The following is a 22,920-nucleotide window of genomic DNA, read 5'->3' as shown; positions in this document are numbered from 1 at the left end:
ATTTCTTCTTTGTGATGCGGATCCTAGTCCCGCCACCGCACGCGGATGTTCCGGATTCTATCGATGTTGGCAAAAAATGCCTCGACGACTTTGGGGTCGAAATGACTGCCCGAACTTTCGCGGATGATGGCCAGGCATTTTTCCTCGGGGAAGGCTTTTTTGTATGGCCTTTCGCTGGCCAGGGCGTCGTAGGTGTCGACCACCGCGACAATGCGCGCCGCAAGCGGGATGTCTTCACCGACCAGACCGAAGGGATAGCCGCTGCCGTCCCAGCGCTCGTGATGAAGCAGGGCCAGCGTGCGGGCCAGATCGAGCAATTCGTTGCCGTCCAGATCCTTTCTGTCCCACTGCTCGCAGCTTGAATGCGCCTCTTCCTTGCTGGTCAGGGGCCCCAGGATTTCGCAGCCGAACATGCAGTGCTGCTGCATGATCTTCCACTCCACGGGATCGAGCTTTCCGGGTTTTAAGAGCACCTCGTCGGGGATGCCGATCTTGCCGATGTCGTGCAGCGGGGCGCAGTCGCGAAGGTTGGCGCAGCTTGTTTCGTCCAGCCCCAGGGCCTCGGCCAGAACCGCCGCGATTTCTCCGACCCGGATGACATGGTGGCCGGTCTCGTTGTCCTTGTATTCGGCGGCGCGGCTCAGGCGGTGCATGATCTGCCGTCGGGTGCGTTCCAGTTCGGCGGTGCGCTGACGCACGAGCTGTTCGAGGTTGGTCTGGTATTCCCTGTTTTCCCGGATCAGCCTGGCCTTTTCGATGACCTTGCCGAGGGTATGGTCGAGGATGCTGAAATTATGCAGCGGCTTGGTCAAAAAATCCCATGCGCCAAGCCTTACGGCCTGCAGCGCGTCGTCGACCACCCCCACGCCCGAGAGCACGATGACGGGCAGTTCCGGCGCCTCGATTTGAGCCTCCCGGAGGAAACCGTAGCCGTCGAGGACCGGCATGTTCAGGTCGACGATGACGGCCGCCAGCTCGGGCAGGGCCTTGCGCATGGCGTCGAGTCCCTCGCGTCCGTTGGCCGCGTCGAGGGTGTCGTATCCAAGGTCCTCAAGATAGGCGCACAGGGAGCGGCGCAGTCCGTCTTCGTCGTCTATTACCAGGATGTTCATGGGTTTTTCCGCCTTGCCGGCTCGCTCACGATGTCTGACATGCCCGCCTTGATATGTTGAAATCCTGCCGTCCGTCTAGGCATGTGGCTCGCTTTTCACCGATTCGGCAGGTCCGGGCAATTCTATGCTGAACATGGTCCCTCCCTCGGGAGGGGCGGTGACGTACATGGCGCCGCCGTGGCCCTTGGTGATGATGAAGTAGGATACGGACAGCCCGAGGCCGGTTCCCGCTCCGGCGATCTTGGTGGTGAAGAACGGCTCGAAGATTCGTTTGCGGTTCTCCGGCGAGATGCCGGGCCCGTTGTCGGCGATGTCGATGCGCAGGCCCGTTCCCAGCGCCCTGACCCGGATGCTGATGCAGGGATCGGAAACGGGCGGTTTGGCTTCGGCCATGGCCTGGGCCGCGTTGCGCAGCAGGTTCAGGAGGACCTGCTCGATTTCCGTTTCCGTGCAATGCAGGCAGGGCAGTCCTTCGGGCAGGTCCTTCACGATTTTTATGGATTTGAAATCGTAGTTCTTTTTGAGGTCATAGTCGCTGGAGGCGAGTCGAAGGGAATTTTCAAGAATGGTCCCTATGTCGCAGACCGAACGCCTCGACTCGCTGCGTCTGCTGAAATCGAGCATGTGGCGGATGATCTCCGCCGCCCGGACCGCCGCGCCCTGAATGTCGCGGATGAAGACGTCGATCTTGCGCTCTTTGAGGTAGCGGTCCACCTGGTCAAGGTCGGTGCCGATCCTTGCCGCCGCCTCGATGTTCTTGGGGAAGTCGGCCCTGGTGCGCAGGGTGATGGTCTGGGCCGCCTGGAGAACGATGCCGAGCGGGTTGTTGATTTCGTGGGCGATGCCGGCGGCTATGCCCCCGAGCGAGAGCATTTTTTCGGACTGGATCATGCTCTCCTGCATGGCCCGCACGTGCGTGATGTCCCGGGTGATGGCCAGGATGCAGGGTGTGTCGTCGACGCTCATAAACCTGGCCGAAGTGGAACATCGCAGGATGTGCCCGTCACGGTGGCGCATGTCGAATTCGAAGTTTTCCACCTGGCCGTCACGGAGCAGGGCTTCTACGAAGTCGGTCCGTCTTTCGGGCGAAGCGAAGATGTTCATTGCCAGGGTGCTTTTTCCCAGGGCTTCGTCGCGGGAGTATCCGGTGGTGCGCGTGAAGGTTTCGTTGACCTCCAGCAGAACCCCGTTTTCCTTTCTGGCCAGGGTGATGATGTCCGGAGAGAGCTGGAACAGGCGGGAGAACATTTCCTTCGAGCGCCGCAGGGCTTCCTGGGCTTCTTTGAGTTCCGTGATGTCCACGGTCATGGACAGGATGCAGTCCTTGCCGTCCAGGGTGATGAGTCCGCCCGAGTAAAGAAGATGCCCGGTGTTCCCGTTGGGCCTTTGCACTCGGGTTTCGAGGTTGTGGATGTTGCGACTGCCCCTGAGGCTCATGAATATCTCTTCCTGGTGCTCAACCGGCAATGCGCCGATTTCCTTGGGCGAGAGGCTGATCAGCTCGGTTTTGCTGATGCCCATTTTGTTCAGGAAGGCGGTGTTGGCGTCCATGTATTTTCCGTCCGGGAAGCGGTTGATGGACATGGAGTAGGGCGCATTTTCAAAGATTGTACGGAATCTCTTCTCGCTCTCCGCGATTTCGATCTGTTTTTTCTTGAGCATGGAGATGTCGCGGCCTTCAACGATGAAATTGACGACCTGACCATTCTCGTCGCGGAACGGAGACATCGTGAAGTCGATGTATGTTTCCTTGTCCTCGGTATCGACATGCACGACCTCGCTGCGCATGGTCTGGCCTTTTTTGACCTGCTCGATCAGATTCAAAAGAAACGATTCCGCCTTTTTCTTGTCGGGCCACCAGGGCCCGTCCCAGAAAGGCTTGCCCAGAACCTCCTCCGGTTTCGCCTTGGCCCATTTGATACTGGTGCGGTTGGCGACGAGGAGGTTGCCCTTCAGGTCGAGCAGGCCGATGAATTGCGTGGTCTGTTCGAGCAGCGCCTTGTTCAGGGCCTGGGCACGCTGCATTTCGACCTGGGCTTCCTTGCTTTTCTGGACATCGAGGTTGAGACCGATGATGCGGGTCGGGCGGCCTTCGTCGTTCCAGGAGACGGCGCGGCCCTTGCCCAGGATCCAGCGCCATGAGCCGTCCTCGGCGCGCAGGCGGTACTCCGCTTCGTACATGCCCCTGCCGCCTTCGTCGATGTAGGCCGAAAAGGCTCCCAAGGCTCTCTCACGATCGTCGGGATGGATGAGTTTGGTCCAGTCCTCCACGCCGCCCGTCACGACCCGGGGCGAGTATCCGAGCATGGCGTACCATTCCTGGCTGTGTATTTCCCGACCCTCTGACGGATAATTCTCCCAGAATCCCGCCTGGGTGGTCTCAAGGGCCAGCCGGAAACGGTCCACCTGTTCCGTCAGGGCGAACTCGGTGCGTTTGAGCTCCTGGATTTTCCTGCGCAGCTTGCGGCTCAGGACCCAGGCGACACCCGCAAGCACCAACAGGATGATGGCGGTGAAGAGGGCCGCGAGTTTCAATGCGTCGAGGGTCTGCTTGTCAGGAAAGAATGTCGGAAATTGAAGCCATCGATCGACGAGGTCTTTTTTTTCGGATTCACTGATAAAGTCCAGGGCCTTGTTTACGGAACTGGCCAGCAGCGGATAGTGCCTGCTGACGCCGATGGACAGCTCCTGGGTCGCCTCCAGGCTTCCCGCGACGCGCAGGTTGGGCAGTTTTTCCTGGTCGATGTACCAGGCGGCCACGGCCAGATTCTCGACAAAGGCGTCGACAACCCCGAAGGACACGTCGCGCAGGCCTTCGCGAATGGTTTCCACCTCCACCACGTTGAATCGGCCTTGGGCGGCGTCATGGACCATGCCGGCCGAAGCATAGCCCCGAACCACGGCCACGCGCATTCCGTCAAGGTCATCCAGGGTCAGCACGCCCTTGATGTGGCGGGAGGTGACGATGACATGCGGGATACGGGCATAGGGCCGGGTGAAATATGTGTATTCGGAGCGTTCTGCGGTGTTGACGATGACCGGGGCCAGCGCTGTGCTCCCGTTTTGCAGGCCTTGCAGGATCTCGGTCCAGGGCACGCCCTGTTTGCGGAAGGTGATGCCGAGGAATTCTTCGATCCGCGCGATGATATCGGCGCTCAGGCCGGCAAATTCGCCGTCGGGCTTTTCGAACTCCAGAGGGGGAAATGAGCGGTCGAAGGAGAGAAGCAGGGAATCCCTGTGCTCGGCCAGCCACGCTCTCTCTTCCGGACTCAGCTCCGGCGATGGCATTGCCGCCGGGCATTGGCCGCAGAGTGTCAGCAGCAGGAGCAGGGCAAGGATGAAACGCATGAACCATTCCGGGGATGAAGATACAAGCCGCATGACTCGGCCATGGTGGTCTCTAGTACGAGATTTGCCCCGGAAGCAATAAATGCGGCCGTTCCCGAGCCTCTTTGCAGGAGGATGGCCAGGTTTTCGGGGGCCCGGGCATCAGGGCTTGGTTTGTCTGACACCCAGGCTGCGCCGGGCCGTCCGGACAAATGCGTCGTATGACAATGTCTGCCTTTGCTACTCAAGGCCGTCAAGTGTTTCGTGTTGTTGAAGATCCGAGTTGAGTGCCGATCAGGCCCGCTGGCCTCCGTGGGGATAGGCGTGAAGGGGCCAAGGAGGCGGCCCGGTCCATTCGGGGTAGGGGCCCTCGTCGTGCAGGCGTGATCCTTCACTGCCAAGACCCAGTTCTTCCATGCGTTCCCGCGTGGGGATGCCGGTTTGCGTGTCCTGCCCTTGCAGGGCGTAGTAGCGGCGGAGAAGGTCCCGGTGCCTGGCCCGCTCCTTTTCCATTTCTTCCGGGCCATGGTGGTCCGGGTTCAGGGGGATGGAGTCGTGGGCGCTGGTGATGCCCCGGCGGGCGTTGAAGGCTTTTTCCAGCGTGTAGATACGGTCTGCGGCGTCAACGAGGCTTTTTTCGGAAAAGGTCTCGCCGGTGGCCGCGCTCAGCAGACGGGCCAGTCCCTCGAAGAGGGGATGCTTGAAGGCCAGGGGCAGGGCGTTGGCCCAGGAATTGACCGCACCCTTGCAGCGTCCCACGGAGTCGGCCAGGGTGCAGACCCGCTCCGAGAGAATGACAGCCTGCACCGGATCGTCCATGTCCGCATGCATGGTTCCGGAAGCCTGAAGCCAGGGGTAGAGGTCGGGGTCGTTTTCGCCGTAGGCCCAGCTGCGTCCGCGCAGATGGTCGGCGCCGCGTGTCGAGGTGGCGTGGGCCAGGGCGAAGAGTCCGGCCGGGTAGGGACCTCGGCTCAGGCCCTTGACGTGGTAGCAGTACTGCATGGCCTCGGGGCCGAGAATCTTGCCCATGGAGAGCATGCCTTCGGCCAGGATGTTGCCGAAGCCCTCGCGCAAGGCCGTCAGATGCACCAGCTCGATCTGGTCAGCGGCGTTCTCCCAGGACAGGTCGAGGCCACCGGTCTGCTCACGGGTCAGGATGCCGCGCGCGAAGAGGTCTTTGGCCAGGGCGATGGTGTTGCCAAGAGGAATGACGTCGAGGCCGTAGATGTCGCCAAGATTGCTCATCTCCATGATGGCCACCGGGTCACAGACTCCGCAGTTGGTGCCCATGCAGAAGATGGACTCGTATTCAAGCGCCTCGCCGTGTTCGCCTTTGCGCGGGCCGTCCGGGATCTCGTACACGTTTTTGCAGCGCACGGAGCAGTTCCCGCAGCCCGTGCGGCCGATCTCGTATTTTTTCCAGGCTTCGGGGCGAAGTTGCGGCGGCACTTCACCCGGTTCCAGGTATTTGGTGTAATTGCGGAAGCCGGGGCGCCAGTCGCTCATGCCGTGATGGGAGCCGTACTTGGCGGCCACGTTCCGCTGAAATTCGTCCCTGGCGAAGAATTCGCGGTCAAGGGCGGCCAGTTCTCTGAAGGTCTCGGGGTCGGCCAGGCTCACCGTATGGTTGCCGACGACCACCACGGCCTTGAGGTTCTTTGAGCCGAGTACCGCACCGCTGCCACGCGCGGCCGAGGCGTACTTGTCGACGATGGTCGAGGCGAAGCGGACCAGGTTTTCGCCCGCCTGGCCGATGCAGGCCACGGAAGCCTTTTGGCCGTGCCGGGCCAGCAGCAGATCGGTCGTTTCCCAGGCGCCTTTGCCCCACAGGTGCGAGGCATCGTGCAGCTCGGCGTTTTCCGGCGTGACCAGCAGGTAGCAGGGTTTGGGCGCGCGGCCGGTGATGATGATCTGGTCGGCCCGGGCGCGTTTCATCACCGTGGCGAAGCGTTCGCCGGCGTTGCCGTCGCCGAGGATGCCCGAATAGGGCGAGAGGGTGGAGACTTCCATGCGGCTGGTCATGCCCAGAATTGTCCCGGACAGGGGGCCCGGGGCGATGCAGTAGACGTTTTCGGGGCTCAGGGGATCCGTGCCGGGAGAGACGCGGTCAAAAAGCGCTTTGGAGTTCAGGCCCCGACCTCCCAGAAAGGCGATGGCCAGTTCGCGGGACAGTTCCCCTGTCCGAACCGTCATCGTCGAAAGGTCGATGTCCAGGATGCGTCCGGTCCAGCCGTGCATGAGTCCTCCTTGGCAAGGGTTGGGGTGTGGCTTCTCCATACCCCGGACGGGACGCTTTGCCTAGATGCGCGGAAGCGTTCACAGGTTGCTTTCAAACCCCGTGACGAGCACGGCCCGAGGCAGATTCGAGACACCCATAATACGTACCGGTACGTATTATGGGTGTTCATATTTTGGTAGCGCTACATATTACATTTCAGGTTTTTGATGAGTAGAAATACGAGCATACAGAGCGCAAAATGTACGGATTGGTGAATTCAAGTAGATTGATGTGGTGTATCGAGAGAAGGTTAAAGTAATTCTGTTTTGAAGATATGAATATTTTTTAAATAAATAGCGATTTAAAATTTTTTTATAAAATTTAATAACTTTTTTGAATCGTAATTAATAAATTTTGCGGAGGGTGTTGTCATGCAAAAAAACAGATTGTTTAATTTGTGTTTTGATAACAAACATATTGTTTTTTATTGTGGAGCTTCTCAAGATGATATAAGGCAACTTGTGGAGCTTGATCGCATTGTCTACGAAGAAGAGCATCTTGTTCCGTTGTCTAGAATTCAAAGCTGGAACGATAAAAATAATAAAATTTATTGCGTTGCAAAAGAAATAGAGTCGAATAAGATAATCGCATATATAGGACTGTTTCCTCTGAAAGAAAGAACTTTCATGGATGCTCTCAGGATTGATTTTGATGAAACAAAAATAACTCCTGATGATATTGATTGCTATGAAAAATCCAATATGTATTATTTGTATATAAATTCTGTCGTTGTCGCACCTGAGTATAAATCAAATTTCTTGATTTATAAAAATATATTCGCATGTTTTTTCGAATTTGTTGTAGATCTTACAGAGGATGATATTTTTATATCTGACGCATGTGGCCGCGCCACGTCTGAAGAGGGAATCAAGCAGTGCAAGTCATTTTTGAGAATGCAGGAAGTGGCGAGCGATGATGAGTCTGGGTTGCGGATTTTTCACGCCAAGCTGTTTCCGGTATCCATGCGACTCCCTTTTGATGTTGGGAAGAAAATTCACAAATTGTATACTGAAAAACATGCGTGCATGGCCTGACAGTCTCAGAGCGCCTGCCACAGGATCTTGCAGCCGATGGCAAGCAGCACGCCGCCGCCGAGCACTTCCGCATACTGGCCGAGGCGGGTCTCGCAGCCGAGATATTTGCCCAGATGCAGGCCTGCGGCAGTGAAGAGCAGGGCCACCACGCCGATGATCGCCGCCGGGACCCAGATGGACAGGCCCAGCATGGCCAGGGTGAAGCCGACGGCCAAGGCGTCGATGCTTGTGGCCACGGAAAGCATGATCAGCTTTGTGCCTACGGTGGGGTCCTGGCAGACATTGTCTTCGTCCTTGTGCAGCCCTTCCCAGAGCATGTGCCCTCCGATATAGAGGAGCAGGGCGAAGGCGATCCAGTGACCAAAGCGCAGAAAATATTCGCGTACGGCATAGCCGCCAAACCAGCCGATGATGGGCATGACGGCCTGGAACAGTCCGAAATGCCAGGCCAGACGAAAGGTGTGCCGCCTGGTCACGACCTTGAGCGCCACGCCCGAAGCGATGGCAACGGCAAAGGCATCCATGGCCAAGGCGATGGCCACGGCCATAATTTCAACGAAAGGCATTGTGTTCTCCTGCGGGTGAAGGCGCAAAAGGCAGATAGCCCAAGGCGTGGCGCAAGGCAAAGCAGAAATTGAGTCGGTTGAGAGGTCGAAAAGTCGCGGTGTGCCGACGGGGCACAAGATTTATTGACGGCCTGCCCCCCCGCTGTTTAGAGGGGGTGCGCTGGCCCGGATTGTACCTGGGCCTGTATCATTCAGGTAAGACGGTGGAGGGTTTTGATGCGATCTCGGAATCTCGAAAAATGGACCGTGGAACGTTCGGTGGAACTCTACGGCGTGGACAACTGGGGCGGGGGATATTTCAAGATCACCCCCGACGGCAAGCTTGGCATCACGCCCTTTCCGGGCAAGGGTGTCTGCGTGCCCATTCCTTCCATCATAAGCGGCCTGCAGGAACGAGGGCTGGGACTGCCGGTGCTGCTTCGGATCGAGAATCTGCTCGATGCGCAGATTTCCCTGCTTCACGACTCTTTTGCCTCGGCCATCAAGACCCTGGAATACAACGGTGAATTTCGCGGCGTGTACCCGGTCAAGGTCAATCAGCAGCAGCAGGTTCTCGAAGAGATCGCCAAGGTCGGCAATCGCTACAACCACGGCTACGAGGTCGGCAGCAAGGCCGAGCTGATCGCAGCCCTGTCCTTCCTGAAAAATCCCAAGGCATGTCTGGTCTGCAACGGCTACAAGGACCGGGATTACATCGACTTGGCCCTCTACGCCTGCAAGATGGGTTTTCTGTGCTTTCTGGTTCTTGAAATGCCGAGCGAACTGCCGCTTATCATGGACCGGGCCAAGGCGCTCGGCATCAAGCCGCGCATCGGCGTGCGCATCAAGGTCTCCACCCAGGCGGGCGGCCACTGGGCAGAGTCGGCCGGCGACCTGTCCATCTTCGGCCTGTCCACGGCCGAGGTCGTGGACGTGCTCGACCTGCTGCGCGGTCAGTCCATGCTCGATTGCGTGCAGCTCCTGCATTTTCATCTCGGTTCGCAGATTCCCAACATCCGCGACATCCGAACCGCCGTGCACGAAGCCACGCGCATGTACGCGGAACTGGTCAAGGAAGGCTGTGCCATGGGCTATCTGGACCTGGGCGGCGGCTTGGCCGTGGACTACGATGGCTCCCACACCAATTACGCCAGCAGCCGCAACTACTCCCTGGAAGAATACTGCACGGACATCGTCGAGTCGGTCATGGCCACGATGGACGAGCACGATCTGCCGCATCCGCACATCATCACCGAATCCGGCCGGGCCACGGTGGCCTACTATTCGGTGCTGCTGTTCAATGTGCTGGACGTCAGCCGCCTGGAAGACCGCACCGTGCCCCAGGCCCTGGACGAGGATGACCCCGAGGCCGTCCACAACCTGCTGGAAGTGTACAACTCCCTGTCGCTCAAGAATCTTCAGGAATGCTACAACGACGCCATCTATTACCGCGACCAGATGCGTCAGCTCTTCCGCCTGGGCCAGTGCAGCCTGCGTCAGCGCGCCATGAGCGACACTATCTTCTGGGCCGTGATCCGCAACATCGCCGAGAAACTGCCTGAGATGAAGAATCCGCCTTCCGCCCTGAAGGACGTGGATTTGGCCCTGGCCAGCATCTATTACTGCAACATGAGCGTGTTCCAGTCCCTGCCCGACGCCTGGGCCATCGGGCATCTCTTTCCGATCATGCCCGTGCATCGGCTCGACGAATGTCCCGAAGAGCAGGCCATCCTGGCCGACATCACCTGCGACAGCGACGGCAAGCTGGACAGCTTCATCGACATCCACGGCGTCAAGCGCGTGCTGGAACTGCATTCGGTCAAGTCTTGCGAGCCTTATTATCTGGGCGCGTTTCTGGTTGGTGCCTATCAGGAGACCCTGGGCGACCTGCACAATCTCTTCGGCGACACCAACGTGGTCAGCGTGCGCATCAATGAAGACGGCACCTACGATTTCATCCGCGAGCTTGAGGGCGACAGTGTTGCCGACGTGCTTTCCTATGTGGAATTCGAACCCAAGCAGGTTCTGGAGAATTTTCGCAAGGTGGCGGAGCAGGGGGTGCGCACGGGCAAGATCAGCCCCCAGGAGCGCTTCATGATCATGCGCGCCTACGAACGGGGCATGCGCGGGTACACCTATTTGAACGTGGGGCGGGATTGCGAAAATCCCGAGGCCTGCAACGGCGGGTTGTCGAGCGGGTTGTAATCTGAAACATTCCTTAGCTGAAAGGAGGATCGCCATGTCCAAAGTGCTCATTATCGGCGCCGGCGGTGTCGGCCATGTCGTGGCCCACAAGTGTGCCCAGGTTCCCGAGGTCTTCACCGAGATCATGCTGGCCAGCCGGACAAAATCCAAGTGCGACGCCATCGCCGCGTCCATCAAGGAACGGATCGGCCGCGAGATCCAAACGGCCGCCCTCGATGCCGACAATGTGGCCGAGACCGTGGCCCTCATCAAGTCTTTTCAGCCCAAGCTGGTGCTGAACGTGGCCCTGCCATACCAGGACCTGGCCCTCATGGACGCCTGTCTTGAGACCGGAGTCGACTACCTCGATACGGCCAATTACGAGCCCCTCGACGAGGCCAAGTTCGAATACAAGTGGCAATGGGCCTATCAGGAGCGTTTCAAGGAGAAGGGCCTCATGGCGCTTCTCGGCTCGGGCTTCGATCCCGGCGTGACCAATGTCTACTGCGCCTACGCCCAGAAGCATCTCTTCGACGAGATCCACGAGCTGGACATCATCGACTGCAACGCGGGCGACCACGGCCAACCCTTCGCCACCAACTTCAATCCCGAGATCAACATCCGCGAGATCACCCAGCGCGGCCGCTACTGGGAGCGGGGCGAGTGGGTCGAGACCGATCCCCTGTCCTGGCGCATGAGCTATGACTTTCCCGAGGGCATTGGTGCCAAGGACTGCTACCTCATGTACCACGAGGAGCTTGAATCCCTGGTGCAGAATCTGAAGGGCCTCAAGCGCGCCCGCTTCTGGATGACCTTCTCCCAGAACTATCTCAATCATCTGAAGGTCCTGGAGGGCATCGGCATGACCTCCATCGAACCCGTGGACTACAAGGGCCAGAAGATCGTGCCCCTGCAATTCCTGAAGTCCGTGTTGCCCGAGCCGGGTTCGCTTGGACCGCTGACCAAGGGCCGGACCTGCATCGGCTGCGTCATGAAGGGCGTGAAAGACGGCAAGGAGCGCAAGGCCTACATCTACAACATCTGCAGCCACGAGGAGGCCTACCGAGAGGTCGGCTCCCAGGCCATCTCCTACACCACGGGCGTGCCGGCCATGATCGGCGCCATGATGATGATGACCGGAAAGTGGAGCGGGAAGGGCGTCTTCAACATGGAACAGCTCGATCCCGATCCGTTCATGGAGAAGCTGAACGTCCACGGCCTGCCCTGGGTGGTGGTTGATCTGTGATGGACGGACGCACTTCGTACCGGTTTGATCCCCGCCAGGTCGCCACGCCTTCTTTCGTGGTCGACCTGGGGCTCATCCGTCGCAATCTGGATGTACTGGCGCAGGTCAAGGAACGCACCGGATGCAAGATTCTGCTGGCGCTCAAGGGTTTTGCCATGTGGAGCCTGTTTCCGGTGCTGCGTCAGGTGCTCAACGGAGTCTGCGCCAGTTCGCCGCATGAAGCCAGGCTCGGGCGGGAAGAGTTCAAGCGCGAGGTGCATGCCTTTGCGGCCGGATATTCCCAGGCAGACATCTTCGACCTGTGCACCACGGCCGATCACATCGTCTTCAATTCCTTTGTCCAGCTGGAAAAATTCCGGGAACTGATCGCAACCGAGGCGGCGCGCCTGGGGCGCGAGATCGAGCTTGGCGTGCGCATCAACCCGGAGCATTCCGAAGGGGCAGTGCCCATCTATGATCCATGTTCGCCGGGTTCCAGGCTCGGCGTGCGACGGGCAGACTTCCGCCCCGACCTGCTGGACGGCGTCACGGGCCTGCACTGGCACAACCTGTGCGAGCAGAACTCGGACTGCCTGGAGAGGACCATCGCGGCGGCGGAGAAGAGCTTCGGCGAATTCTTCGGGCGCATGCAGTACGTCAACTTCGGTGGCGGACATCACATCACCCGCCCCGACTACGACGTGGACCTCCTGTGCCGGCTCGTCAGCGAGTTCAAGCAGCGTCACGGAGTGCAGGTCTATCTGGAACCTGGAGAGGCCGTGGCCCTGAACACGGGCTATCTGGTCTCGACGGTCCTGGACGTGACCCAGGCCGACATGCCCATCGCCATTCTGGACACCTCTGTCCCGGCGCACATGCCCGACGTGCTGGAGATGCCCTATCGCCCGCATATCGTGGACTCCGGGCTGCCGGGCGAGAAGGCTCACACCTACCGTCTTGGCGGACAGTCCTGCCTGGCAGGCGATGTGGCCGGCGAGTACTCCTTCGACAAACCCCTGGAACCGGGCGACCGTCTCGTCTTCACGGACATGGCCCACTACTCCATGGTCAAGACCAACACCTTCAACGGCATCCAGTTGCCCTCCATCGCCACCTTCGAACCCGAGGACGGGTCCATGCGGGTGGTACGGAGCTTCGGATACGAGGATTTCAAGGGCAGATTGTCCTGAAAGCCTGAACGCCTTTGGGGCCGACACAAAAAGCGGGAATCCGGATCATTCGGGTTTCCGCTTTTTTCATGAGTTATTCATGATTTAAATATCTAATATATAAAGAGATATATCCAGAAAGCTATATTTACTCAATGATTGAGTATTTTTGCTCATTATATTGAGTAAAAATTGTTGATTCCTATTTTGTATCTGGATATCAGATGATTATGACATATCAACGAGCGCTCTTTTTCGATCTGCAACGGATCATGAAATCGCCGTCGCCGGTCATGCATGTCCTGGTCGGGCCGCGTCAGGTCGGCAAGACCACGATTGCCCGGCAATTGGCCGACAGCCTCGGGTTTCCCGCGGTCGTGGCCACAGCCGACAGCCCGATGCCCCTGGACGGCGCATGGATCGAGACCCAATGGCGGCGCGCCCTGATGCAGGCCTCGGATGGCCCCGTGTTGCTGGTGCTTGACGAGGTGCAGAAGGTTTCGGGGTGGAGCGAAAGCGTCAAACTGCTGTGGGATGGCCGGGATTTGGCCCTGGACATCCGCGTGTTGCTTCTGGGCTCCTCGGCCCTGCTCATGCAGGATGGGCTGACGGAAAGCCTGGCTGGGCGTTTTCTCTTGCACCGCTGTCCGCACTGGGGTTTCGCGGAGTGCAGAGACGCATTCGGTTGGACTCTGGAGCAGTGGATTTTTTTCGGGGGCTATCCGGGGGCCGCGGCTTTCGCCCACGATGAGAGTTTGTGGAAACGCTATATCGTCGATTCCCTCATCGAGACCGTTCTGGCCAGGGACGTCTATCAGATGGCCAGGGTCGGCAAGCCGGCGCTGCTGCGCCATCTCTTTGCCCTGGCGGCGACCCTTCCGGCCCAGATCGTCTCCTACACCAAGATGCTGGGCCAGCTTCAGGACGCCGGCAACACCACCACCCTGGCCCACTACCTGCGCCTGCTGGAAGGGGCCTTTCTGCTCAGCGGACTCGAACTCTTTTCCCGGGGCACGCAGCGCAAGCGGGGCAGCAGTCCCAAGCTGGTGCTCTGGAATAACGCCCTTGTGAACGCCTTGGGTCTACGCAGTTTCGAGCAAGCCGCCTCAGACGCCTTATGGTGGGGGCGACTGGTCGAAAACGCCGTGGGCGCGCACCTGTGCAACGGGCTTGGTTCCATGGAGTACGGAGTGACCTACTGGCGTGACGGAAAATACGAGGTCGATTATGTTGTCGATCGAGGCAAGGACATCTGGGCCATTGAGGTTAAGAGCGGCACGTCGGGGGATGCCAAAGGCCTTGAGCGGTTTCGGGCCACATATCCGGAAGCGAAAACGCTCATGGTCGGCGGACCTGGCATTCCTTTGGAAGATTTTTTCAGCCTTCCGGCGGAGCGTTGGGTGGTTTGATCGAGTCGAGAGGGCCAGTCTGGAACCGGGCGACCGTCTCGTCTTCACGGACATGGCCCACTACTCCATGGTCAAGACCAACACCTTCAACGGCATCCAGTTGCCCTCCATCGCCACCTTCGAACCCGAGGACGGGTCCATGCGGGTGGTACGGAGCTTCGGATACGAGGATTTCAAGGGCATATTGTCCTGAAAGCCTGAACGTCTTTGGGGCCGACACAAAAAAGCGGGAATCCGGATCATTCGGGTTCCCGCTTTTTTCATGAACAATTCATAAATGACCACACTGCAAAAAGTCGCGAAAGAACCTGAGTGCCATTCCCGCGAAGGCGGGCTATGTCGGGCAATGGCGCGAAACCCATTCTTTTCAGATGGTTAAAAGACGCGGATCCCCTTCTTCAAGGGGCTGACAAACTTTTGCAGTGACCTTATAAATTTCCATTTTCCATTTTTGTTTCGGGTACGCCAAGGTACCCGAAACATCCCCACGCTCCCCCCTTGTTCGGCAATGCACAATAGTGTTTACTTAGTATGAATCTGAAACATGTTTTGTGTCGGCTATGGCAATGCAGAGATACAGCATCGATGCTTGGCAGGCTGCGCAGAGCTGATTGTCATTTGGTTCGGTGTGGCTTTTCATCTCCGGCAGACAAATTGATTCTTTGATCTTGACCATGTCGCGATGAGAATCGAGGAGGATTCAGCCTGATATTTCCTTGCCGGACAATCGTCATTTCATCAAAACACGGGGGCTTTCATGAAAACTGTTGCGCGTCTGCTGGCCGCTGTTGCGGTCTCTTTTTTTCTCCTTGGACTCGTTGCCTGTTCCGACACGGAGGTTGATTCCCTCGAACGTGTCCGGGAGGCCAGCGAGATCAGTTTTGCCATGAGCGGCGGCTACCCTCCTTTCAACTTCTATAGCGAAAACAACGAACTGGTAGGATTTGACGTGGATGTGGCTCGCGAGGTGGCCAGCCGGCTTGGAGTAACCCTCAAGCCGGTGACCACCGAATGGAGCGGCATCATCGAGGGCCTGCGCTCCGGCGTGTATGACGGCATCCTGGGCAGCATGGCCGTGACCGAGGATCGACTCAAGGTGGTCAATTTCTCCACGCCCTATTATTATTCCGGGGCGCAGATGATGGTCGGAAAGGATTCATCCTTTGCCTCGCCCGAAGACCTGCGCGGCCGGATCGTGGGTGTGGTCACGGGCACCACCTTTGCCGCCGACGCGGCCAAGCTTGGCGTGGGCGAGGTCAAGCTCTACAAGGACGACACCCAGACGCTGACAGAGCTGTCGAACGGCGTGGTGGACGGCGTGATCACCGACCGTGTCGTGGGCGTGAACGCCATGAATTCCGACAGGTTCGAAATCATCCCCTTGGGCGCGCCCCTGCGCAGTGAGAACATTGCGGTGGCATTCAACAAGAATGACCAGACCCTGCTTGAAGCCGTCGATCAGATCCTGCGGGGCATGCACGAGGACGGCACCCTGGCGCGTTTGAGCGTCAAGTGGCTCAATACCGACATTACCACCAAATAGATGCCGCACGGCGATGACACTGCGTCCGGGGCATAACGCCCTGGACAGTCCCAACCTTCAAGAAACCGGACACTCGCATGTATTTCGACTTTGCGGCTCTGCCCAAGTATCTTCCCTATTTTCTTCCGGCGGCGTGGATGACGCTCAAGGTCTCGGCCCTCGGCATCGTGCTGGGCGTGGCCCTGGGCCTGGGCACGGCCTTCATGCGCATCTCCAAGCGCCGGTTGCTGAGCATTCCCGCCCGCGCCTACATCTACGTGGTGCGCGGCACGCCGCTGCTGCTGCAATTGCTGTTCATCTATTTCGGCCTGCGCAGTCTGGCCGGGCTGACTGCCCTGACCTCGGCCGTGCTGGCTCTTGGCATCCACAACGGCGCCTACATCGCCGAAATATTCCGGGGGGCCATCGTCTCCATCTCAAGCGGGCAGATGGAGGCGGCGCGCAGTCTGGGCATGCCCTATTCCAGGGCCATGGTGCGCATCATCCTGCCCCAGGCCTTGAAGCGTGCGGTGCCGTCGCTGGGTAACCAGTTCATCATCGCCCTCAAGGACTCATCCCTGGCCAGCACCATCACTATCAACGAGTTGCTGCTCAAGTCGCAGCAGCTGGCATCATCCAATTTCATGATGATGGAAATGCTGTTTCTCGCGGCCATATTCTATCTGCTGTACACGGCCGTGTTCAGCTGGCTGTTCCGGGCCCTGGAGGCTAGGCTCGATGTCTCGACGCAGTAGTCCTGGTCGTGTGGAGCTGGGGCGTGGCGTCACGGCGCAAGTCCGGTAGCGGAGAATTTTCAAACCACGGGAGGAAGCGGTGCAACAGACGTCGGTCATTGAAATACAGGGGCTGAACAAGTGGTTCGGCGAACAGCATGTGCTCAGGGGCATCGACATGGCGATCATGCCGTCCGATGTGGTCTGCGTCATCGGAGCCAGCGGGTCGGGCAAGAGCACGTTGCTTCGATGCGTCAACTATCTGGAGACGTACGATCAGGGCGAGATCCGCGTGGGCGGCCAGCTCGTCCATGGCGACGAACGGTTCATCAACGCTCTGCGATCGCGGGTGGGTATGGTTTTTCAGCACTTCAACCTGTTTCCGCACATGACCGTGCTCGGCAACGTCACCGAAGGCCCGACCCAGGTGCGCGGGATGTCCAAGGCCAAGGCCCGGGAGCTTGGGCGATACTATCTGGACAAGGTGGGTCTTGGCGACAAGGAGAGCGCCTATCCTCAGACCCTCTCGGGCGGGCAGAAGCAGCGCGTGGCCATCGCGCGAGCCCTGGCCATGGAGCCGGAGGTGATGCTTTTCGACGAGCCCACCTCGGCCCTGGACCCTGAGCTGGTGGGAGAGGTGCTGTCCGTCATGCGCAGGCTGGCCGACGACGGCATGACCATGATGGTGGTCACGCACGAAATGGGCTTTGCCCGCGAGGTGGCGGACTCGGTGGCCTTCATGGATGAAGGGGTGATCCTGGAGCAGAGCTGTCCGGACTCCTTTTTCGGCGCACCTACGATGCCCCGCACCAGGGAGTTCCTCGGCCAGATACTGTAGGCCCGGAGGCAAACTGGCCATGTCGAGCGCAAACCTCTTGGCTGTGGGAAACGCCAGTCTCAAGTATTTCCTGGTCTGAAAAGAGTCGGGTAGGTCAGTCGAGCGGGGCACGGGTATCTGGGCCATTGAGACGAAGCGCGGCACGTCCCCCCGATGGCTGCGTCTGATTGCAAGTTCTTGTTCGTCTAATTGTAATTTTTAGTGCGCAGATTCAGGCGATAATCAAATCAATTCAGTAGATTGATTATTCATGCCTCGAATCGTTCGCGAAGCACAGAAACGGCTTCACCAGCTTCCTTTCCGGCGCAAAATTTCTGGCGTCGGGATACCGCCTGTCAGTCTTGTTCATCTTCTTTCATCCCTTGAAATACCCCATGCCTTTCAGCACGAACCGCGCGTGAGCCGCTTACAGCAGCAGGCCCAGTACCAGCGGTAGTGTCAGCAGGGCGAGGAGGGTCTGGATGGTGATGATGGCGGCCATGCGGTCGTAATCGCCGCCGAGGACCCGGGCCAGGATGTAGGAGGAGACAGAGACCGGGACGGCCGTGAAGACCAGGCAGACGCCCATGGGCGTTCCTGAAAGTCCCAGGGTCCGTCCGATGCCGAAGGCAAGCAGCGGCAGCAGTAGAAGCTTGAAGATCGAGCCGACGCCGATGTCCTTCCAGCCTTCAAGGGCGGCCGTGAACGACATCCCCGCGCCCACGGCCAAAAGTCCTAGCGGCAGCGAGGCACTGCCCAGGAGGTGCAAGCCTTCCAGCACCGGTGCGGGCAGGCTGATGTTCAAGAACTGCAGGGTGAAACCGGCGATGCAGGACAGAATGAGCGGATTGCGGCCGAGCTGCACCAGCGTCTCCTGTAAACCACGAATGTTGGTGTCGCGTCCGTGCCTGGACAGGACCAGCACGCAAAGCACGTTGACCAGCGGGATGATGGTCATGAGCGCCACTGCGGAAAGGGTCAGTCCCTCGTCGCCGAAGAGACCTCCAGCGGCAGAGAGGCCAATGTACGTGTTGGGCCGGATGGCACCCTGAAAGATGGAAGTGAAGGCCGGTCCATCTTTTTGCACCAACGGTCGCATGATCAGGAGCAGACCGGCGATCGCGCTTATGGACAGCGCCAGCGTGACGGACATGAACAGCACCGGCTGGTCTGTGATATGCAGAGAGGCCAGCTTGCCCACGAGCAGGGCCGGGAAAAGTACGTAGTAGGTCAGGCGTTCGACTTGAGGCCAGAAGGCCGCACTTGGAAATTCCGCCTTGCGGAGCACGAAGCCCGTCAGAATAAGTAAGAAAATCGGCAGGATGGTCTGAAGAACGTTCACCTGGCACCTCCGCAGCGCGTTACCGTAGATGCACCAAGGGCGGCTGTAAAGAAGGATTGCGCAGGACCGAAATCTACCTACTTTTATAATTTTTTTTCGGCACTGCTTCGCCTTTCATGTTTTTTTTCTGGCCAGAAGCATCATGTGCATCTATGGTTTTGGAGCCTTTTCATCGATACATCCAACCGGATACGGTCGATGCCGGCCTTATCCGGGCGCAGAGTTCGCTTCAGGTGTGCAGGATTTGTGGGTGCCGCCATTTTGTGAAGGGCTCTTGTGCAATTTGTTGCGTGTATTAATCGTATAAAAATGGTCCGGTTTAAATTTTCTGAGCTATTTTCATGAAATTATGGGGCTTATGAGTTCAAGCATGGCAGTTGCTTATATCTTGTCGAGATTATCCTGCCGGAGGTTCACGATGAAGATGTCCCTGACTCGCCTGGCCGTTTGGGGCCTTGCCGCGGTGCTGGTTTTTGCGGGCAAGGCTGCGTTCGCGGACGAGTGGCCGGAGCAAAGCGTCCTTAACGGCTATCTGGAGGAGGGCGCCCGCTCCAATCCGGGCCTGCAGGCCGCCTTTGCCCGCTTCGACGCAGCCTTGGACAAGGTCCCCCAGGCCCGGGCCTGGCCAGATCCGCGCCTGGCCTTTGGCGTCTTCACCACGCCCATCGAGACCCGCACGGGCCCCCAGCGCATGCGCTACGGCGTGGCCCAGATGCTGCCGTGGTTCGGCAAGCGTGACCTCAAGGCCACGGTGGCCGAACGCGAGGCCGCAGCCCTGCTGGCCCAGGCCCAGGGCGTCAAGCTGACCCTTTTCCGCGAGATCGGGGCCGCCTATTTCGAGTACGCCTATCTGGGCAAAGCGCTTGATTCCGCACGGGAAGAGCTTGAAATATTGAAATATTTCGAAGCGCTGGTGGAAGCCCGATACACCGTGTCCAGCGCTTCCTACGCGGATTTCACCCGCGTCCAGGTGGAGCGGGCCAAGGTCGAGGAACGCGTCGCCTCGCTGAACGATTACCGGCTCCCCCTGTCCGAGCGCCTGCGTACCCTCTTGGGCAGACCCGCCGGGGAGATCCTGACCATGCCCGGCAGCGTCCCGCTCATGGACACGGACTGGGATGACGTCCGGATCACCTCGGCCATCACGGCGCACAACCTGGCGCTGGCCGCCCTCGACGCCAAGGCCGAAGCCGCCGATGCGGCCGCGGATCTCGCGCGCAGGGAATTCTACCCGGACCTGACCGTGGGGCTGGAGTCCATCTACACAGACGCCCCGCGTATGCCGGGGGTGGTCAACGAGGGCAAGGACCCCGTGGCCATCACCTTCGGAATCAACCTGCCCTTCGACCAGGAGGCGCGGGAGGCGGCGGTGCGGCAAGCCAGGAATTCCGCCCGGGCGACGCGCCTGGAGCGGGCGGACAAGGTCGCGGGCCTTGAGGCCCAGGCCAGCAGGCTGCTTTTTGGCGTCCGCGACGGGTCCAGGCGTCTTGAGCTTCTATCCGGGACCATCGTGCCCAAGGCGCGGCAGAACCTTGATGCCTCCATGGACGCCTACCAGGCGGGCAAGGCCTCCATGCTGGACCTGCTGACCGCCGAGAAGACGCTCATCGAGCTTGAACTGCAGTACCACCGGGTGCTGACGGACCAAGCCGTGCGCCTGGCCGATCTCGATGTCCTGGCCGGGGAGGAGATCCCCCGCACATTTTCGAGGACCCCGGCTCTGGCCGGAGAAGAACAGGCCCGCGATCTGCGGGTCTCACTGACAAAACCCGAAGCCTCCAAGTGAGGCAAGGAGAACCATCATGAAAAAGCTCATTCTGCTCTGCGCGGCCGCCACCGTCTTCGCCTTCCTGTCCCTGTCCCCGGCCTGGGCCGCGCCCCAGACCGAATGCCCCGTCATGGGCGGGACCATCAACAAGGAACTCTATGTGGATTACAAGGGCGAGAGGGTGTATTTCTGCTGCGCGGGATGCCCCGAGACCTTCAAGAAAAATCCCGAGAAATACATGAAAAAACTCAAGGCCGAGGGAGTCGAGTTGGAAAAGGTCCCGGCCGAAGCCGCTCCGGCGGAAAAGAAACAGTAAACCTTTTTCGAGGGATGCATGAACGCGACACTCAGGAAATACGCGGTGTGGGCCACGGCCGGATGTCTTCTTGTGGCCCTCGGCCTTGGCGGGGGATACCTCCTGTGGGCTCCTCCCGGGTCCGGGCATGACGGACACGATCACGCCGGACAGGAGACCTCCGAAGGCGCGCCCGCTGCATCCCTGTGGACCTGCTCCATGCATCCCCAGATCAAGCTGCCCGAACCCGGGCAGTGCCCCATCTGCTTCATGGATCTCATCCCCCTGGCCATACCGGACGGCGAGGACCGGCGGACGAGCCTCCGCCAGCTGAGCCTTTCCCCGGACGCTGCCCGGCTGGCGGGCATCCGGGTGGAAGCGGCGCGCCTGGCCGAGGTTTCCGTGCAGACCCATCTCTTCGGCAAGGTGGCCTACGACGAATCGCGTGTGGGCGTCATCACGGCCTGGGTCGGCGGCCGTATCGACAGGCTGCACGTGGACACGACCGGTGCCGTGGTCCGCGCCGGGCAGGCCATGGCCCTTGTCTACAGTCCCGAACTGGTGGCGGCCCAGGCCGAACTCATCCAGGCCGTGCGGGCCCGCGAGCGCATGTCGGGCGGCAGCCGCCTGGTCGCGGACTCCGCCCTGCGCATGGAGAACGCCGCCCGCGAGAAACTGCGCCTGCTGGGCATGGGCAAGGCGCAGATCGAAAGCATTGTGAAGCGCGGGACCCCGGCGGACCACGTCACCCTGACCGCGCCGCAGTCGGGCATCGTCATCGAGAAAAAGGTCGTGGAGGGCATGTACGTGCAGACGGGCATGCCCATCTATGCCGTGGCGGACCTCTCGCGGGTCTGGGTGGTGCTTGAAGCCTACGAGTCGGATCTCGTCTGGATGGCCCCCGGCAAGGACGTGGCCTTCAGGGTCGAGGCCCTGCCGGGGCAGGAGTTCACGGGCAAGGTCGTGTATGTGGGCACGTCCGTGAATCCGGCCACGCGCACCGTGGAGGTGCGGGTGGAAGTGCCAAACCCCGGGCTGGCCCTCAAGCCCGGCATGTTCGTCAGCGCGATGCAGCAGGACGGGGATGCGCAGCGGCCGCGGGAGCTGGTCATTCCGGCCTCGGCCCCACTCATCACCGGGAAGCGCGCGGTGGTGTACGTGGCCGACCCGGATCGGCCCGGCGTGTACGAGGGCCGGGAGGTGGTGCTCGGGCCCCGGACCGACCAGGGCTTCGTGGTCCGCGGCGGCATCGCCGAGGGCGAGCTGGTGGTGGTGCAGGGCAATTTCCGCATCGACGCGGCCCTGCAGATCGTGGCCCGGCCGAGCATGATGAACCCGGCCGAGGCTCCGGCCGCGAGCGGGGTGCGCTTCGCGGACGTGCCGCAGCCCTTCAGCGTCCGCCTGGCGGCCCTGGCCCAGCGCCTCGGGGCCGTGGAGGAAGCGGTGGCCGCGGGCGGCCTGGACGCCGTACGCGGCGCGTACCATGATTTCGGCAAGGCCCTGAACGGCGTGGACGCCGACGCCCTGGACGGCGAGGCGGCCCTGGAGTGGAAGGAGCTGTCCATGCTCCTGGGGAACGACGCCCTGCTGGGCTACGAGTCCCCGACCCCGCGCCGCGCCTCGCAGGTGCTGGACGACATGCGCGGTCATTTCGCCCGTGTCCGGGCCGCGTTCCCCCTGGAGGAACTCACGGCCAAGATCGAGGCTCCCGCCGGGTTGCGCAGTGCCCTCGACGCCCTTTACGCCGCCTATGTTCCGGTGCAGGAGGCCCTGGCCGGCGATGACGCGAACACGGCCCATGCGGCTCTCGTCCTTTTCAGGCAGGCCCTCGGACAGGCCGACGAGAGCGCCCGCGTCGAGGGAAGTGAAGCATGGTCCGGGCATTCGGCGGCCATCGCTTCGGGCCTCGGCGAGATGGAGCAGGCCGCCGATATGGAGGGCCTGCGCGCCGGGTTCTACCCCCTGTCCGTGGCCATGTCCCGCATGGTTGAAACCTACGGCGCAGGGCAGGGGCCGGTCTACGAGCTCTATTGCCCCATGGCCTTCGGCGATCAGGGCGCGACGTGGCTGCAGGGTGACCCAAGGGTCAACAACCCCTATTTCGGCGCCTCCATGCTGCGCTGCGGCGAAGTCAAACGTCAGCTGAGGGGCGAGTAGGC

16 protein-coding genes and 1 pseudogene are annotated in these 22,920 nt (G+C 60.1%); 12 read left to right on the top strand and 5 right to left on the bottom strand.

Annotated features, from left to right (window positions below):
• Positions 1-23: 23 nt before the first annotated feature.
• The 3 genes from BMZ40_RS10910 to BMZ40_RS10900 all read right to left on the bottom strand — a co-directional run bounded on the left by BMZ40_RS10910 (position 24) and on the right by BMZ40_RS10900 (position 6,677).
• Positions 24-1,112, bottom strand: coding sequence for an HD-GYP domain-containing protein (locus tag BMZ40_RS10910; protein WP_092375335.1), 1,089 nt, complete (start codon positions 1,110-1,112; stop codon positions 24-26).
• Positions 1,113-1,187: 75 nt separating this feature from the next.
• Complete coding sequence (locus BMZ40_RS10905) at positions 1,188-4,460, bottom strand: PAS domain S-box protein (protein ID WP_177193119.1); 3,273 nt, start codon at positions 4,458-4,460, stop codon at positions 1,188-1,190.
• Between the two features lie 273 nt (positions 4,461-4,733).
• Complete coding sequence (locus BMZ40_RS10900; RefSeq protein WP_092375330.1) at positions 4,734-6,677, bottom strand: aldehyde ferredoxin oxidoreductase family protein; 1,944 nt, start codon at positions 6,675-6,677, stop codon at positions 4,734-4,736.
• Positions 6,678-7,088: 411 nt separating this feature from the next.
• Between BMZ40_RS10900 and BMZ40_RS10895 the strand changes: the two genes are divergently transcribed.
• Positions 7,089-7,751 (top strand): hypothetical protein, encoded by a 663-nt coding sequence (locus BMZ40_RS10895; RefSeq protein WP_092375327.1) that lies wholly within the window; start codon positions 7,089-7,091, stop codon positions 7,749-7,751.
• A gap of 5 nt (positions 7,752-7,756) precedes the next feature.
• Here BMZ40_RS10895 and BMZ40_RS10890 read toward each other — a convergent pair whose 3' ends face one another.
• Positions 7,757-8,317: a manganese efflux pump MntP gene (locus BMZ40_RS10890; RefSeq protein ID WP_092188996.1), complete on the bottom strand. Its 561-nt coding sequence runs from the start codon at positions 8,315-8,317 to the stop codon at positions 7,757-7,759.
• A 216-nt stretch (positions 8,318-8,533) separates the two neighbouring features.
• Here BMZ40_RS10890 and speA point away from each other — a divergent pair, with 216 nt between their 5' ends.
• From speA to BMZ40_RS10850, 8 genes and pseudogenes are all read left to right on the top strand, one after another.
• Positions 8,534-10,501 (top strand): biosynthetic arginine decarboxylase, encoded by a 1,968-nt coding sequence (gene speA, locus BMZ40_RS10885; RefSeq protein ID WP_092375323.1) that lies wholly within the window; start codon positions 8,534-8,536, stop codon positions 10,499-10,501.
• A 34-nt stretch (positions 10,502-10,535) separates the two neighbouring features.
• A complete protein-coding gene (locus BMZ40_RS10880; RefSeq protein ID WP_092375319.1) occupies positions 10,536-11,726 on the top strand; it encodes a saccharopine dehydrogenase family protein in 1,191 nt (396 codons plus the stop codon).
• Complete coding sequence (gene nspC / locus BMZ40_RS10875; protein WP_092375317.1) at positions 11,726-12,895, top strand: carboxynorspermidine decarboxylase; 1,170 nt, start codon at positions 11,726-11,728, stop codon at positions 12,893-12,895. The genes BMZ40_RS10880 and nspC overlap by 1 nt, the downstream gene beginning before the upstream one ends.
• Before the next feature lie 209 nt (positions 12,896-13,104).
• The gene (locus BMZ40_RS10870; RefSeq protein WP_218143764.1) at positions 13,105-14,283 is read left to right on the top strand and encodes an ATP-binding protein; all 1,179 of its coding nucleotides are present in this window, start codon (positions 13,105-13,107) and stop codon (positions 14,281-14,283) included.
• A gap of 19 nt (positions 14,284-14,302) precedes the next feature.
• Positions 14,303-14,476: pseudogene (locus BMZ40_RS19205) on the top strand (carboxynorspermidine decarboxylase); the annotation flags it as partial.
• Between the two features lie 564 nt (positions 14,477-15,040).
• The gene (locus BMZ40_RS10860) at positions 15,041-15,826 is read left to right on the top strand and encodes an ABC transporter substrate-binding protein (protein ID WP_092375307.1); all 786 of its coding nucleotides are present in this window, start codon (positions 15,041-15,043) and stop codon (positions 15,824-15,826) included.
• 77 nt (positions 15,827-15,903) lie between these two features.
• On the top strand, positions 15,904-16,560 hold the full coding sequence (locus BMZ40_RS10855) for an amino acid ABC transporter permease (RefSeq protein ID WP_092375304.1): 657 nt from the start codon (positions 15,904-15,906) through the stop codon (positions 16,558-16,560).
• A gap of 79 nt (positions 16,561-16,639) precedes the next feature.
• Positions 16,640-17,377 carry an amino acid ABC transporter ATP-binding protein gene (locus BMZ40_RS10850; RefSeq protein WP_092375301.1) on the top strand — a complete coding sequence of 246 codons (738 nt, stop codon included), beginning with the start codon at positions 16,640-16,642 and terminating at the stop codon, positions 17,375-17,377.
• 406 nt (positions 17,378-17,783) lie between these two features.
• Here the strand turns inward: BMZ40_RS10850 and BMZ40_RS10845 are convergent, their stop codons facing one another.
• The gene (locus BMZ40_RS10845) at positions 17,784-18,698 is read right to left on the bottom strand and encodes an AEC family transporter (RefSeq protein ID WP_092375298.1); all 915 of its coding nucleotides are present in this window, start codon (positions 18,696-18,698) and stop codon (positions 17,784-17,786) included.
• 418 nt (positions 18,699-19,116) lie between these two features.
• Here BMZ40_RS10845 and BMZ40_RS10840 point away from each other — a divergent pair, with 418 nt between their 5' ends.
• From BMZ40_RS10840 to BMZ40_RS10830, 3 genes are read left to right on the top strand one after another with little or no spacing between them, the layout of a single operon-like run.
• Positions 19,117-20,484, top strand: coding sequence for a TolC family protein (locus BMZ40_RS10840; protein ID WP_177193118.1), 1,368 nt, complete (start codon positions 19,117-19,119; stop codon positions 20,482-20,484).
• 16 nt (positions 20,485-20,500) lie between these two features.
• Complete coding sequence (locus BMZ40_RS10835) at positions 20,501-20,782, top strand: YHS domain-containing protein (RefSeq protein WP_092375291.1); 282 nt, start codon at positions 20,501-20,503, stop codon at positions 20,780-20,782.
• 18 nt (positions 20,783-20,800) lie between these two features.
• Positions 20,801-22,918, top strand: coding sequence for an efflux RND transporter periplasmic adaptor subunit (locus BMZ40_RS10830; RefSeq protein ID WP_092375288.1), 2,118 nt, complete (start codon positions 20,801-20,803; stop codon positions 22,916-22,918).
• The last annotated feature ends 2 nt before the right edge of the window (positions 22,919-22,920 follow it).

The organism is Desulfomicrobium apsheronum, assembly GCF_900114115.1.
Classification (GTDB): domain Bacteria; phylum Desulfobacterota; class Desulfovibrionia; order Desulfovibrionales; family Desulfomicrobiaceae; genus Desulfomicrobium; species Desulfomicrobium apsheronum.
Note: the sequence above shows the minus strand (reverse complement) of the source record. Positions and strands in the feature narration are given on the sequence as shown.

Coding starts and splice junctions, on each gene's coding strand:
- BMZ40_RS10910 (WP_092375335.1), bottom strand. CDS start 1,112: ATGAACATCCTGGTAATAGACGACGAAGACGGACTGCGCCGCTCCCTG.
- BMZ40_RS10905 (WP_177193119.1), bottom strand. CDS start 4,460: ATGCGTTTCATCCTTGCCCTGCTCCTGCTGCTGACACTCTGCGGCCAA.
- BMZ40_RS10900 (WP_092375330.1), bottom strand. CDS start 6,677: ATGCACGGCTGGACCGGACGCATCCTGGACATCGACCTTTCGACGATG.
- BMZ40_RS10895 (WP_092375327.1), top strand. CDS start 7,089: ATGCAAAAAAACAGATTGTTTAATTTGTGTTTTGATAACAAACATATT.
- BMZ40_RS10890 (WP_092188996.1), bottom strand. CDS start 8,317: ATGCCTTTCGTTGAAATTATGGCCGTGGCCATCGCCTTGGCCATGGAT.
- speA (WP_092375323.1), top strand. CDS start 8,534: ATGCGATCTCGGAATCTCGAAAAATGGACCGTGGAACGTTCGGTGGAA.
- BMZ40_RS10880 (WP_092375319.1), top strand. CDS start 10,536: ATGTCCAAAGTGCTCATTATCGGCGCCGGCGGTGTCGGCCATGTCGTG.
- nspC (WP_092375317.1), top strand. CDS start 11,726: ATGGACGGACGCACTTCGTACCGGTTTGATCCCCGCCAGGTCGCCACG.
- BMZ40_RS10870 (WP_218143764.1), top strand. CDS start 13,105: ATGACATATCAACGAGCGCTCTTTTTCGATCTGCAACGGATCATGAAA.
- BMZ40_RS10860 (WP_092375307.1), top strand. CDS start 15,041: ATGAAAACTGTTGCGCGTCTGCTGGCCGCTGTTGCGGTCTCTTTTTTT.
- BMZ40_RS10855 (WP_092375304.1), top strand. CDS start 15,904: ATGTATTTCGACTTTGCGGCTCTGCCCAAGTATCTTCCCTATTTTCTT.
- BMZ40_RS10840 (WP_177193118.1), top strand. CDS start 19,117: ATGAAGATGTCCCTGACTCGCCTGGCCGTTTGGGGCCTTGCCGCGGTG.
- BMZ40_RS10835 (WP_092375291.1), top strand. CDS start 20,501: ATGAAAAAGCTCATTCTGCTCTGCGCGGCCGCCACCGTCTTCGCCTTC.
- BMZ40_RS10830 (WP_092375288.1), top strand. CDS start 20,801: ATGAACGCGACACTCAGGAAATACGCGGTGTGGGCCACGGCCGGATGT.